Annotated in this window: 14 protein-coding genes and 1 pseudogene; 7 read left to right on the top strand and 8 right to left on the bottom strand. The window is 64.4% G+C overall.

Features of this window, described 5'->3' with window-relative positions; translation table 11 throughout:
- Positions 1–62: 62 nt before the first annotated feature.
- On the top strand, positions 63–851 hold the full coding sequence (locus JQ631_RS05490) for a COG4705 family protein (protein ID WP_212324634.1): 789 nt from the start codon (positions 63–65) through the stop codon (positions 849–851).
- Here the strand turns inward: JQ631_RS05490 and JQ631_RS05485 are convergent.
- Both JQ631_RS05485 and JQ631_RS05480 read right to left on the bottom strand, forming a co-directional pair.
- The gene (locus JQ631_RS05485; RefSeq protein ID WP_212324633.1) at positions 848–1,111 is read right to left on the bottom strand and encodes a hypothetical protein; all 264 of its coding nucleotides are present in this window, start codon (positions 1,109–1,111) and stop codon (positions 848–850) included. The two genes, JQ631_RS05490 and JQ631_RS05485, sit on opposite strands and share 4 nt — an antisense overlap.
- 184 nt (positions 1,112–1,295) lie before the next feature.
- Entirely contained in the window at positions 1,296–2,780 is a 1,485-nt protein-coding gene (locus JQ631_RS05480; RefSeq protein ID WP_212328503.1) for an aldehyde dehydrogenase family protein, read from the bottom strand.
- Between the two features lie 113 nt (positions 2,781–2,893).
- On the opposite strand from JQ631_RS05480, the gene JQ631_RS05475 reads away from it, so the two are divergent.
- Positions 2,894–3,976: a substrate-binding domain-containing protein gene (locus JQ631_RS05475; RefSeq protein ID WP_212324631.1), complete on the top strand. Its 1,083-nt coding sequence runs from the start codon at positions 2,894–2,896 to the stop codon at positions 3,974–3,976.
- Positions 3,977–4,055: 79 nt separating this feature from the next.
- Positions 4,056–4,433, top strand: coding sequence for a winged helix-turn-helix domain-containing protein (locus JQ631_RS05470; protein ID WP_212324629.1), 378 nt, complete (start codon positions 4,056–4,058; stop codon positions 4,431–4,433).
- A gap of 3 nt (positions 4,434–4,436) precedes the next feature.
- Here the strand turns inward: JQ631_RS05470 and JQ631_RS05465 are convergent, their stop codons facing one another.
- Positions 4,437–4,814 (bottom strand): hypothetical protein, encoded by a 378-nt coding sequence (locus JQ631_RS05465; protein WP_212324628.1) that lies wholly within the window; start codon positions 4,812–4,814, stop codon positions 4,437–4,439.
- 181 nt (positions 4,815–4,995) lie between these two features.
- Between JQ631_RS05465 and JQ631_RS05460 the strand changes: the two genes are divergently transcribed.
- From JQ631_RS05460 to JQ631_RS05450, 3 genes are all read left to right on the top strand, one after another.
- Positions 4,996–6,405, top strand: a complete 1,410-nt coding sequence (locus JQ631_RS05460; RefSeq protein WP_212324627.1) for an aldehyde dehydrogenase family protein — start codon at positions 4,996–4,998, stop codon at positions 6,403–6,405.
- Between the two features lie 71 nt (positions 6,406–6,476).
- Entirely contained in the window at positions 6,477–7,037 is a 561-nt protein-coding gene (locus JQ631_RS05455; RefSeq protein ID WP_212324626.1) for a DUF2478 domain-containing protein, read from the top strand.
- A 266-nt stretch (positions 7,038–7,303) separates the two neighbouring features.
- Positions 7,304–8,272, top strand: coding sequence for a helix-turn-helix domain-containing protein (locus JQ631_RS05450; RefSeq protein ID WP_212324625.1), 969 nt, complete (start codon positions 7,304–7,306; stop codon positions 8,270–8,272).
- A 40-nt stretch (positions 8,273–8,312) separates the two neighbouring features.
- Here the strand turns inward: JQ631_RS05450 and JQ631_RS05445 are convergent, their stop codons facing one another.
- The 5 genes and pseudogenes from JQ631_RS05445 to JQ631_RS05425 form a co-directional block, all read right to left on the bottom strand.
- Complete coding sequence (locus JQ631_RS05445) at positions 8,313–8,885, bottom strand: TIGR00645 family protein (RefSeq protein ID WP_212324624.1); 573 nt, start codon at positions 8,883–8,885, stop codon at positions 8,313–8,315.
- Positions 8,886–8,928: 43 nt separating this feature from the next.
- Positions 8,929–9,567, bottom strand: a complete 639-nt coding sequence (locus tag JQ631_RS05440; protein WP_212324623.1) for a TerC family protein — start codon at positions 9,565–9,567, stop codon at positions 8,929–8,931.
- Complete coding sequence (locus tag JQ631_RS05435; protein ID WP_212324621.1) at positions 9,564–9,926, bottom strand: hypothetical protein; 363 nt, start codon at positions 9,924–9,926, stop codon at positions 9,564–9,566. The genes JQ631_RS05440 and JQ631_RS05435 overlap by 4 nt, the downstream gene beginning before the upstream one ends.
- A 2-nt stretch (positions 9,927–9,928) precedes the next feature.
- Entirely contained in the window at positions 9,929–10,390 is a 462-nt protein-coding gene (locus JQ631_RS05430) for a TerB family tellurite resistance protein (protein WP_212324619.1), read from the bottom strand.
- Between the two features lie 361 nt (positions 10,391–10,751).
- A pseudogene (locus JQ631_RS05425) lies at positions 10,752–10,910 on the bottom strand (nuclear transport factor 2 family protein); the annotation flags it as partial.
- Between the two features lie 180 nt (positions 10,911–11,090).
- Here JQ631_RS05425 and JQ631_RS05420 point away from each other — a divergent pair.
- Positions 11,091–12,839 (top strand): MOSC and FAD-binding oxidoreductase domain-containing protein, encoded by a 1,749-nt coding sequence (locus JQ631_RS05420; protein ID WP_212324618.1) that lies wholly within the window; start codon positions 11,091–11,093, stop codon positions 12,837–12,839.
- The last annotated feature ends 19 nt before the right edge of the window (positions 12,840–12,858 follow it).

Below are 12,858 nucleotides of genomic sequence, written 5' to 3'. Positions count from 1 at the left end.
CACACATCGCTTCCTGCCAGCCGCAAGCACAGGTTCGCGGTCGGCACAGCAAAGAGGATATCATGGACGATTACACGAACAGCAACCTCGTCAGCGAAAGCAAGGTCCCCGAAGTCACGCTCGGCTTCTGGATCATCAAGATCGCTGCCACGACGCTGGGCGAGACTGGCGGCGACACCGTCACGATGACGTTGAACTGGGGCTATCTCGCGGGCACATGCCTGTTCCTGGCGGCAATGATCGTTCTCGTCGCCGCGCAGATCCGCGCGAGCAAGTTTCACCCGGCGTTGTATTGGGCGACCATCGTGGCCTCGACCACCTTCGGCACCACGATGGCCGATTTCGCCGACCGCTCGCTCGGCATCGGCTACACCGGCGGATCGACGCTGCTCCTCGCCTGTCTCGTGCTGGTGCTCGGCCTCTGGTATCGCGCGGAGGGAACGATCTCGGTCAACAGCGTCAGCAGTCCGCGGGTCGAGGCCTTCTACTGGGGCGCGATCACCTTCTCGCAGACACTCGGCACCGCGCTCGGCGACTGGATCGCCGATACCGGCGACATGGGCTATCGCGGCGGCGCGCTGATCTTTGCGGCCGGGCTTGCCGTCATCGCCGCGCTGTATGTCTGGACCCGCATCTCACGTGTCACGCTGTTCTGGATCGCGTTCATCCTGACGCGTCCGCTCGGCGCGACCGTCGGCGATTTCCTCGACAAGCCGCTCGATCATGGCGGGCTGGCGCTGAGCCGGCCGCTGGCCTCCGCCGTGATCGCGGCGTTCATGGTGGTCTGCCTGCTGCTGATCCCACAGCGCGCCGGACAGCATTCCGGCGGCCATGCGGCCGAACGCGCCTAGCGGATGATCGTCGTCAGCGACGAGTAGCGCTTGTTCGGCCTGGCCTCGGCTGCAGAGAATTGCGCGAAGGCGTCGCTGACGCGTGCGGCCGGCGTGGTCCCGTCTGCGAAACGGAATTCCCTTGGCTTCGGCGCGTAGAAGCTGGCGCTGTAATAGGAATCGTCGAAGCGTGCTTCGCCAACCCCGAACAATGCGTCGCAGACAAACAGGAGCGCGTAGACTCCCGCGACCGCTGCGACGACCTCCTTGAGAACAGACATGTTGATGCCCCGGCTTTTTGCGTGAGGATGCACGCCGGTTCCAAAGCCGAGGTTTAAGGCGCTGGCCTTCTTGTCCGCAGGGTTTGCCCCCGCTGAGCGGAATGCAGACAATTTGATCGATTTCAAAAAGAGAGCCCGCCTGACCGGGGTCAGGCGGGCTCAGGATTGGCCGATCGGGAGGTTATCAAACGGCCAGATTCATCCACACAGCCTTGGGCTCGGTGAAATTGTCGAGCGCGGCAGTGCCGTGCTCGCGGCCGAGGCCGGAGTCGCGCTCGCCGCCCCAGGGCAGGCGTACGTCGGTGTAGCCATAGGTGTTCATCCACACCGTGCCGGCGCGCGCCCGCTTGGCGAAGCGCTGCAGCTTGCCGATGTCGCGGCTCCAGACGCCGGCGGCGAGGCTGTAGGCCGTGCCGTTGGCGATCCGCAAGGCATCCGCCTCGTCCTTGAACTTGATGACGCTGACGACGGGGCCGAAGATTTCCTCCTGCGAGATCCGCATCTCGTGGGCGACATCTGCGAACACCGTCGGGCTGATGAAATAGCCGCGCTCGCCGACCCGCTCGCCACCGGCGACGAGCCTGGCGCCCTCCTTCTGGCCGATGTCGACATAGTCGAGGATCGACCTCATCTGCTTCTCGGAGATCACAGGTCCCAGCGCCGTCTTGCGGTCGAGCGGATCGCCCGTTTTGATCGACTTCGCGCGCGCGGCGAGACGTTCGACGACCTCGTCATAAGCCTTCTCCTGCACAAGCACGCGCGAGCCGGCCGAGCAGACCTGGCCGGCGTTGAAGAAGATGCCGGAGGCCGCAGCCTTGCTGGCCGCTTCAAGATCGGCGTCGTCGAAAATCACGTTGGCCGACTTGCCGCCAAGCTCGAGCGACACGCGCTTGAAGTTGCTGGCGGCGCCTTTCATGATCCCGCGGCCCACGCCCGGCGAGCCGGTGAAAGTCACCTTGTCGACGTCGGGGTGGTTGACCAGAGCGTCGCCGACGACGCGGCCCGGCCCCGTCACGACATTGAAGACGCCCTTCGGCAGGCCCGCTTCGAGTGCGAGCTCGGCGATGCGCAGCGCCGACAGCGAGGTCAGCTCGGCCGGCTTCATCACGATGGTGCAGCCGCAGGCCAGTGCCGGCGCGAGCTTCCACATCCCGATCATCAGGGGGAAATTCCACGGCACGATCGCCGCGACCACGCCGACCGGTTCGCGCATGGTGTAAGTCAAGGCATCGTCGCGCACCGGCACGACGTCGCCGCCGATCTTGTCGGCCCAGCCGGCGTAGTAGGTCAGCGTGTCGACGGCAGCCGGAAAGTCCTGGCGCATTGTCGCCGAAATCGGCTTGCCGGCATCGATCGACTCGAGCTCGATGATCTCGTCGGCGTTACGCCTGAGCAGATCCGCCCAGCGCAGCAGGATCTGGCCACGCTCGGAGGCGCGCATCGTGCGCCACGGGCCCTCGAAGGCGCGGCGCGCGGCGGCGACCGCATGCTCGACATCGACCTCGCCGCCTTCGGCGACGGTGGCAATGACCTGCCCGGTGGCGGGATTGAGGGACTTGAACATGCGTCCGGAGCAGGCGGGGACGCGGCGGCCGTCGATGAGCAGATGCTGCGGTCGGGCCATGAACTCGCTGGCCGGGGAATGCACAAAGTCATATGCAACAGACATCATATTTCCTCCTGATCTGGTATGCCAGATTAGGCGCCAATTTGTGCGAGTAAATATGATATGGTTTGCAAATGAAAACCCAATATATGAAGCGCAGTTCATAAGGAGATCGGATGCTTCAGATCGAGATCGAGGCCGTCTGGCGGTTTCGCCGCGAGGGCAGCCCGCGCACCGTCGTCGTCATGCTGGGCGTCCTCAACGAGATCCGGAAGACCGGGAAGATCACGAGCGCGGCGAGCGACGCACAGCTGTCCTACCGGCATGTGTGGAATCTGATCGAGCAATGGTCGGAGTTCTTCGGAACGCCTCTGGTCGAAACCCAGCGCGGCAAAGGCTCGAAGCTCACGCCGTTCGGCGAGCGGCTGGTGTGGGCCGGCGAGCGCATGCAGGCGCGGCTCGGCCCGCAGCTCGAAAACCTCGCGCAGGAACTCGCGAGCGAGATCAAGCCGTTCCTCGAGCAGCGCCCTTCCGTGATCCGGGTGCATGCGAGCCACGGCTTTGCGGTGGCAAAGCTGCGCGAATTTCTCGACCGCGAGCCGGGCATCGGCGTCGATCTGCGCTATGTCAGCAACCAGCATTCGCTGGTCTCGCTGGCGCAGGGCGCCTGCGACCTCTCCGGCCTGCATCTGCCGCACGGCGCATTGCGCGCGCAAGGCATCAAGGCCGCACGTGAATGGCTCGATCCGCGCGAAGATCGCGTCATCAATTTCGTGACGCGCGAGATGGGGCTGATGGTCGCGCGCGGCAACCCCTTGCGCATCGCGTCACTCGATGATCTCACCAAGCCGAACGTCCGCTTCGTCAACCGCGATCACGATTCCGGCACACGGCTTTTGTTCGATCAACTGCTCGCGGCAAACGGCACCGACGAAAGCAAGATCAACGGCGCCCAGCAGATCGAATTCACCCACGCCGCGGTCGCGGCCTATGTCGCGAGCGGCATGGCCGATGCGTGCTTCGGTGTCGAGGCGGCCGCCCGCCAATTCGGCCTCGACTTCATTCGCATCCTCACCGAGGATTATTTCTTCGTCTGCAAGCGCGCCTTTCTCGAGACGGAGCCGATGCGGCGCATCCTCGACATCATCCGCAGTCACGATTTCCGCGCGGCGATCGCCACCCTGCCCGGCTATACGGCGTCCGACACCGGCACCGTGACCGGCGTGAAGGCATTTCTGGAGATGCATGCCGTGCGGTGAGCGCGGCATTCCGCATTCACCTTGTTCGCGACGGGCAAGAATGGCAATCTGCGTTTAGAACCATTCAAGAGACCGCAGCATGCCGCGCGCGAGCGCCAAATCGCTTCCCCAGCTCAGTCTTCGCATCGACCTCGACGGCGAGGACCGGATCGGGCCAGGCAAGATCGAACTTCTGGAGCAGATCCGCGAACAAGGCTCGATCTCAGGAGCCGGCCGCGCCATGGACATGTCGTACAAGCGTGCCTGGGATCTCGTCGACGAGATCAACCGGATCTGCAGACATCCCGCCGTTGAGCCGCAGGCCGGCGGCAAGAACGGCGGCGGCGCAATGCTGACGGCGTTCGGCGAAAAACTGGTGGCGCGCTACCGGAAGATCGAGCGCGACGCCGCACGCGCGGTGCACAAGGATCTGGAAGCGCTCAAGGGCGACATCACCCGTTCGCGCAAATCCTCCTAGCTGTCAGTTCGGCCGCACGGTCATTTCAGGCATTGGCTGGGTCAGCGCTTCTCCCAGCAGGCTCTGCTCGTCCCTGGGGATCGAGAAGCGAACCTTGAAACCGTCCTCGGTCTCCAACGTGATGATGCGCTGGCTCGTGTCGGTGGATTGTTCCAGCACCCAGGACGCCAGCGGATAGGCGTAGCGCAGGCTCTGGTCGCCGTAGCGCACCTTGAGCGCCGCTTCGAGCAAGCCCGGCAACGTCATGATCAGCGCGCCGACCTGGTTGAGCGAGACGCTGACGGCGGCGTTGGTCCCCGACACATCCTCGAAGCCCAGCGAGATCGCACCGCCATCGGCTGCGACCTCGCAGGTCGTGAGCTGCCTCACCTTGATTTCCATCGTCAGTCCCGAAACGCACTTCGCTATATCCGTTACGATATATCGACTAGTCCAGTCGCGTCCAGCCGCTTTTTCCGGAATTGATCGATTCCACCGCCATGGCCCGCCGGGCCCGATCGTGATATATGCCTCGATATAACGAGGCCCGAACGGCCCGTTTTGCAAAGGGAGCGCAAAGCCTATGAGTGACTTCAATCTTCTCATCGACGGCAAGATGGTGCCGGGCGACATGATGATGCCGGTTCTCAATCCCGCGACCGAAGAGGTGGTGGCACAGTGCCCGCGCGCCTCGAAATCGCAGCTCGATACCGCCGTCGCCGCAGCGAAGGCCGCCTTCCCGGCCTGGGCCGCGACCTCGATCGAGGATCGCCGCAAGGTCGTGATGAAGATGGCCGATGTGATCGAGGCCAATTCGGGCGAGCTCGCGCGCCTGCTCACGAGCGAACAGGGCAAGCCGTTGGCGGACGCCACCGGCGAAGTGCTCGGCATGGCCGCGTTCTTCCGCTATCTCGGCTCGCTCGATCTGCCGATGAAGGTCATCGAGGCCTCCGGCGACCGCAAGGTCGAGGCTTATCGCCGCCCGCTCGGCGTCGTCGGCGCCATCATCCCCTGGAACTACCCGCTCCTGATCCTCGCGTTCAAGCTGCCCTCTGCGCTGATCGCCGGCAACACGCTGATCGTGAAGCCCGCGCCGACCACGCCGCTCTCCTCCCTTCGCTTCGCCGAGTTGATCAAAGACGTCGTGCCGAAGGGCGTGCTCAACTTCATCACCGACGCCAACGATCTCGGCGGCGAGATGACCAAGCATCCCGACATCCGCAAAATTTCCTTCACGGGCTCCACCGCCACGGGCCAGAAGGTGATGGCGAGCGCGGCGCAGACGCTCAAGCGCATCACGCTCGAGCTCGGCGGCAACGATGCCGGCATCGTGCTCGACGACGTCGACCCGAAGCAGGTCGCGCCCGGCATCTTCGAGGGCGCGTTCCAGAACTCCGGCCAGGTCTGCCTCGCCATCAAGCGGCTCTACGTGCATGAGTCCGTCTATGACGAGCTCTGCGACGAACTGGTTGCGATCGCCAGGAGCACCGTGGTCGACGACGGCTCCAAGCAGGGCACCAAGCTCGGGCCGCTGCAGAACAAGATGCAGTACGAGAAGGTGAAGACGTTCCTCGAGGACGCGCACAAGAACGGCAAGGTGGTGGCCGGCGGCGCCGCGATGGACCGGCCCGGCTATTTCATCGAGCCCACCATCGTGCGCGACATCAAGGAAGGCTCGAAGCTGGTCGACGAGGAGCAGTTCGGGCCGGTGCTGCCGCTGATCAAATATTCCGACAAGGATGACGTGATCCGCCGCGCCAACGCCACGACCTACGGCCTCGGCGCCTCGGTCTGGTCATCCGACATCAACCGCGCCCATGAGGTTGCGACGCGCCTGGAGTCCGGTACAGTCTGGATCAACAAGCATCTCGACATGGCCCCGCACATTCCGTTCGGCGGCGCCAAGCAGTCGGGTATCGGCACCGAGTTCGCCGAGGAAGGCCTCGCCGAATTCACCCAGCTCCAGATCATCAACGGCCCGCCCGCGCCCTGATCCGAAAGCCGGGGTCGCGGCGGAACCGCCGCGGCCCCGATCTGTTCTGATAAGCAAAACGGAGGCGGACCATGTTCGATGCGCAATGCGACCTCGCCGCCCTCGTCTACGAGAAGCATCAGGACCCCGACGCCGCCCTGCGCGATTTCGCCGCCGATTTGATCGCCCGAGGCAAGCGCGTCATCGGCATGGTGCAGGCCGGCCAATGCGCCGATTCCAGCCTCTCCGCCATTCTGCTTCACAGCGGCGAGAAGCTTCTGCTCGCGCAGGATTTCGATCCGACGGCTCAAGGCTGCCGCCTCGATCTCGCGCGGCTGCAGAATGCGGGCACTCGGATCGCGGACGCGCTCTCGCATGGCGCCGACCTCGTCATCATCAACCGCTTCGGCAAGCGCGAGCGCGACGGCAAGGGCCTGTCTTACCTGATCGAGCGCGCGCTCGATGCCGACATTCCCGTGCTGATCGCGGTCGGGCAGGATCACTTCGCCGACTGGATCAAGTTCGCCGGCGGCATGAGCGTCAAGCTCGGCTGCGACCGCAGCGCCCTGGACGCCTGGTGGCACGCTGTCTCAACACAGGATGCGGATCCCATCGTCGATGGGCATCCGACGGTTTGTGAAATTTTTAAGTGAAGCAACCCTGCAGCTTGGTGTCGGCTAACATCAATGCCTGGCTGATGCAGAGGCGGCTGTGTGCAATCCCCGATGGACGCGCCCCGCCACGCATCCGAGAACGCGAAGTTTTCGCACATCGCCCGACTGCATGCGTCCCCTGCAATCGCGCGCATCACGAATCGTTGCTGAAATGGCAGTAGTTTCCGGGATAGGAACAGCGGTTGGCCGTCTGGTAATTGTTCCAGCTCCAGCCCCCAACAACCGATGCCCCCCAGGGATCCGACATGCCGATCGACCGGCTGAAGCCATCGCGAGTCCTGCACATCGAGCGCTTCTCGGATTTCAGCGAGTTTCGCGCCCATGAGGTGCTCGGCCTTGGCACCTCGACGCCGCTTCGTCCGCGCGAGTTCTCGCTGTCGCGCGCGATCCTGCCGCTTCAGGCCGGGCTGTTCGTGCTCCAACGCGCCTTTGCGCGGCGGTACGACGCCGAGATCGGGACCGACAACGGCATCGGCCTCGTTGTCCCCTTCTCCTTTCACTCCATCACCAACGGCACCGAAGTCGACAGCTCGACGATCGCGGTGATGCGCGGCAAAGCACCTGTTGAGAGCATCGAGCAGCAACCCAACACCTATGTCATGCTGCGCTTCAATTCGGACATGCGGCATCGCGGCTGGGCGGACTTCAACAGCGGTCTCGCCTATGTCCGCACGCAGGACGATCCGATGGCGCGCCTGCGCGTCATTTTTCAGAAGACGTTTGCGCTGGCTTCGGCTTGCGAGGATGCACGGCAATTCGAAGCGCTCAACCGTCCGATCCAGGAGACGCTGCTCGCAGCTCTCGACGAGGTCCTCGTGCCGGCGGAGGCTCGCGCGCCGCGCCGCGGTTCGTTCGACAAGCACCGCAAGCTGATCAAACAGCTCGACGAAGTCGTCGAGCTGTTCGGCAGCAAGCCGCTCTATAGCGACGACCTCGCCACCGCGCTCGGCGTGTCCGCGCGGACGCTCCAGATCGCGACGCAAGCCGTGCACGGCGTGAGCCTGCACCACTACCTGCGTCTCAAGCGGATGTGGGCCGTTCGCATCCAGCTCATGACCGGGGGCAGCGGATTGACGGTGAAGGCCGCCGCGCTCGGCAACGGCTTCTGGCATCTCGGCGACTTTGCGATGGGCTACAAGCGAGCTTTCGGCGAAGCGCCGTCCGAGACGCTGGCGCGAGGCCGTGATTTTACGGGCGCGTTCGCGCATCAGTGAGAGCGCCCGGGCTTTTTGCTTGCTTTCGCAGCGTCCGCCCTCAGGCGTGACCGTTTTCCTTCCGGTGCCCATTCTCACTGAGGCGGTCGACCCAGGCGATGCCGATCGCGGAGATGATGAAGGTAAGGTGGATCAAGACCTGCCACATCACACCGGTTTCGGTGAAGTTACTGCGGGCCGTGCCGAGATTGCCGGCCTCGATAAAGGTTCTGAGCAGCGAGATCGAGGAGATGCCGACGATCGCCATCGCGAGCTTGATCTTGAGCACGCTGGCATTGACATGGCTCAGCCATTCCGGCTCGTCGGGATGGCCGCGCAGATTCAGGCGCGAGACGAAGGTCTCATAGCCGCCGACGATCACCATCACGAGCAGGTTCGAGATCATGACGACGTCGATCAGGCCCAGCACGACCAGCATGATCTGCTGCTCGCTGGCATCGAACGAGTGCGCGACCAGGTGCCAGAGCTCCTTCAGGAACAGCAGCACATAGACCGCCTGCGCGACGATGAGGCCGACATAGAGCGGCAATTGCAGCCAGCGCGAGCCGAAGATCAGCCGCGGGAACAGGCCGATCGGCGGACTTGCCAAAGCTGCTTTGGATTCGGACGACATCGATCACTCCAGGAAGGCGAAGGCAGGAAAACGAAGGTGGGACTTAGAGGCTTGCGATGACGGGCGCGAGCTCGAGCGAGCCGCGATAGATCATCTCGAAAGCGACGTAGACGATGATGGCGAGACCGACATAGGCGATCCAGCGCTGCTTCTGGAGCACGCGACCGAGCAGATCGGCGGCAACGCCCATCAGCGCAACCGACAGGAGCAGGCCGAACACCAGGATGTAGGGATGCTCGCGCGCGGCGCCCGCGACCGCGAGCACGTTGTCGAGCGACATCGACACGTCGGCGGCAACGATCTGCAGCGCGGCCTGCTTGAACGTCTTGCGCGATACCGGCGCGCTGGTCGCGCCGCCGCCATGGCTGAACGCAAGCTGGTTGGCATGCGCAGCCTGTTCGCGCAGCTCGCGCCACATCTTCCAGCACACCCACAGCAGCAGCACGCCGCCGGCGAGCAGCAGACCGATCACTTGCAGAAGCTGGGTCGCGACGCCGGCAAAGACGATGCGCAGCGCCGTGGCCGCGATGATGCCGACGACGATGGCGCGGCGGCGCTGCTCGGCCGGAAGGCCGGCGGCGGCAAGGCCAATCACCACGGCGTTGTCGCCGGCGAGCACGAGATCGATCAGAACGACCTGGAGCAGCGCGGTGAGCGCATCGGTCGTGATGAATTCAGTCATGATTGGTTATTCTTGGGAGCGGCCGGGTCCAGCCAGTGCGGCTTGCGGCGCTCGATCCAGTCGAAGATTTTTGAACGCAGGGCCCGCAGCGCCGGAACGTCCTCGGCGAGCAGCGCGAATCCGAGCGGCAGCATCCAGATGCCGAGCACCGGCAGGAACGACAGCACGCCGCCGACGACGAGCAGCGCGCCCGCGGGAATCCGGATCCAGCGGCTGGACGGTTGCAGGAGATAGTCGACGATGCCGGCAAGTCGCGGCGGCAGGCGATGAACGAGCGCATCGAGCCGCGGGTCGCCGCCGGCCGGCTGGCTGCCGTTGTCCCGGGATCTCGTGCTTTGCTCGTCCGAGGCTGCGCTCATGCTTACTCCCTGGCGGCCGCGTTGACCGCAACCGATCCGACCGGCTTCGCGCGCGGCAACACCAGCGTCAGCAGGCGCAGCAGCTTGATCGCCTGCACCTCATGTGGATGCACATCCTCGTCCGCGGCCGCGACGCGTTCCGACAGCTCGATGAGGTGGGATGACAGCGGCAGGTCGGAGACCGGTCGCAGCGTCTCGATCACGACATTGGCGAAATCAGGCTCCTCGAGCCGTTCGGCCAGTTCGTCGAACATCGCAGACAGGCGATCGTCGCCGATATGCGGCGCAAGTCCGCGCTCCCTGATGAAGCGGATTACCTCGTCGCGCTCGACCGGCGACACGCGCCGATCGGCCACGGCAACCAGCGCGCCTGATATCACCAGCGCTGCCGCAGCCTGCTCGTTGAAGCTGCGCGGCTCGGTGATTTCGATCTCGATCGGGGTTGAACTAGTGGCGTCAGACATCGATGCTCCCTTATCTTGCGAAATGGCCGCACGGAGCTGTGATGGGGACGATTGGGTCGGAGAGAACTCAAGAAGGCCCGACAATCGGCCGATCCATCGCATTCGCGCGGGACAGGTCATCCGACATCGCGAGGTTATGCTGACATGGTCAGCGTCCTCGCCAGAGGGGCCCGGATTCTTGTTCTCTCCAGAGATAAAGATAGCCGGGCAGGAATCAAGGGACGCACGTGCGACCAGCCGCCGCATCGGTTCCACGATGAATGCCGTCATGGCGAGTGGAGCGAAGCAATCCAGTCTCCCACCGCGGAAGAGCTCTGGATTGCTTCGCTCCGCTCGCCATCACGGTGTGCGTACGCGTCAGCTACCCCACCCGCTCCACGAGATGCGCGCGCGACGGCGACGGATTGAACCGGTCGCCGAAATACTGCGTCTCGTGCGCCACCAAACCGTCGCGAAATTCCATGATGCTGACGACGTAGGACGGCACGTCGTCGTAAGTCAGGACGAATTCGCTCACTCGCGATCTCCTGTCTTGCGATTTCTGCTTCCAACATCGGAGCGCAAACCGCCGGCGGCAAGGCTGCCTCGCAACGTCTAACAACGACTAACAGGCCAGGACGCGCGCCTGGGTGCAGATTTGCCTTGCAGCGATCCGGCATTCGCGAGGTTCCCGGACCGCTGGCTATATCGGGAAACAGACATGGCACGTTTGCTGTCCGTCAATGTCGGCCTGCCGCGCGACATCGCCTGGCAAGGCAGGACGGTTCATACCGGCGTCTGGAAGTCTCCGGTCGAAGGTTTGCGCAGGGTACGGTGGCTCAACATCGATGGCGACGGCCAGGGCGATACCGCCGGTCACGGCGGTGAACAGCGCGCCGTGTATGTCTACCAGGACGAGGCCTATCGTTACTGGCAGGACCATCTCGGTCGGTCGGACCTCGTCGCAGGTCAGTTCGGCGAAAATTTCACCGTCGCGGGCCTTGCCGACACCGAGGTCTGCATCGGCGATCGTTACAAAATCGGCTCGGCCCTGTTCGAGGTGACGCAACCGCGCGTCACCTGCTACCGGCTCGGCATTCGCATGGACGAGCCTGACATGGCCGCGCTGCTGGTCAAGCACGGCCGGCCCGGATTCTATTTTCGCGTGATCGACGAAGGTGACGTCGAGGCCGGCGATGAGATCACCAAAGTCGCCAGCGGCCCCGAAAGCATGAGCGTGTCCGAGATCAACGCGCTGCTTTACCTGCCCCCTCACCCGCGCGAGCGCCTGGAGCGTGCGCTGAAAATCCCGGCACTGAGCCGCGGCTGGCGTCATTCCTTCGAGGCAATGCTCGCACAACCCACCACAACGGGAAATGCCGGGCTCGGCCCGACGGCGACCCCGCCTCCGGCCTGGCGCGGCTTCCGTCCATTTCGCGTTTCGCGCAAGATCGCTGAAAGCGAGAACGTCACTTCGCTGACCCTTGAGCCGGCGGACGGACATCCCGCGGCGGTCGCCCTACCCGGTCAGTTCGTCATCATCAGGCTCGGGCCCTCCGCGGCCACAACGATGACACGCAGCTATTCGCTATCGAGCCATGCCGACCCGGCGTCCTATCGCCTCAGCGTCAAGCGCGAAGCCCACGGCATCGCCAGCACCTACATCGCCGACGAACTCCAACCCGGCGACGTCGTGCAACTCGGCGCGCCGCGCGGCAGTTTCACGCTACGGCAAGGCACGCGGCCGGTTGTCCTGCTGAGCGCGGGCATTGGCGTGACGCCGGTGCTCGCCATGCTTCAGGCGCTCGCAGCGGAAGGATCGCCGCGACATGTCTGGTGGCTGCACGGCACCCGCAACGGCCGCGAACATGCGTTCGCCGCGGAGGCGCGTGAACTGCTGGCCCGGCTCGATCATCATCACAGCCATGTCTGCTACAGCACGCCCGATCCCGAGGATCGTCCCGCGGTCGATTTCGACAGCGCCGGGCATCTCGATCTTCCCTTGCTCCAACAACTCGATCTGCCGCAAGACGGCGACTTCTATCTCTGCGGCCCCGCCCGCTTCATGAGCGACCTCACGGCCAGTCTGACTGCTTTGGGCGTCACGCCCGATCGCATCCACACCGAGCTGTTCGGCGCCGGGCCATCGCTGACCCCCGGCATCGCGGCATCACCGAAGAGACCTGCACATGTGCCGACGGGAGAGCCGGGCCCGGGGCCCATGGTGTCCTTTGCCCGGAGCGGCCTCAATGTCTGCTGGGGTCCTTCCTACGCCAGCCTGCTCGAACTGGCTGAGGCCTGCGATATCCCGGTGCGCTGGTCGTGCCGGACCGGGGTATGCCACAACTGCGAGAGCGGGCTCGTTGCAGGCGACGTCAACTATCAGCCCGATCCGCTCGACACACCGGCGGACGGAAATGTCCTGATCTGCTGCGCACGACCGCAAGGCGATGTCGTCATTGATCTCTAAAGGCGTCCGCGTAGCCGCG

The organism is Bradyrhizobium manausense (genome assembly GCF_018131105.1).
GTDB classification, from domain to species: Bacteria; Pseudomonadota; Alphaproteobacteria; order Rhizobiales; family Xanthobacteraceae; genus Bradyrhizobium; species Bradyrhizobium manausense_B.
The sequence above is the reverse complement of the archived record's forward strand: the minus strand, read 5'-3'. Positions and strand labels throughout refer to the sequence as shown.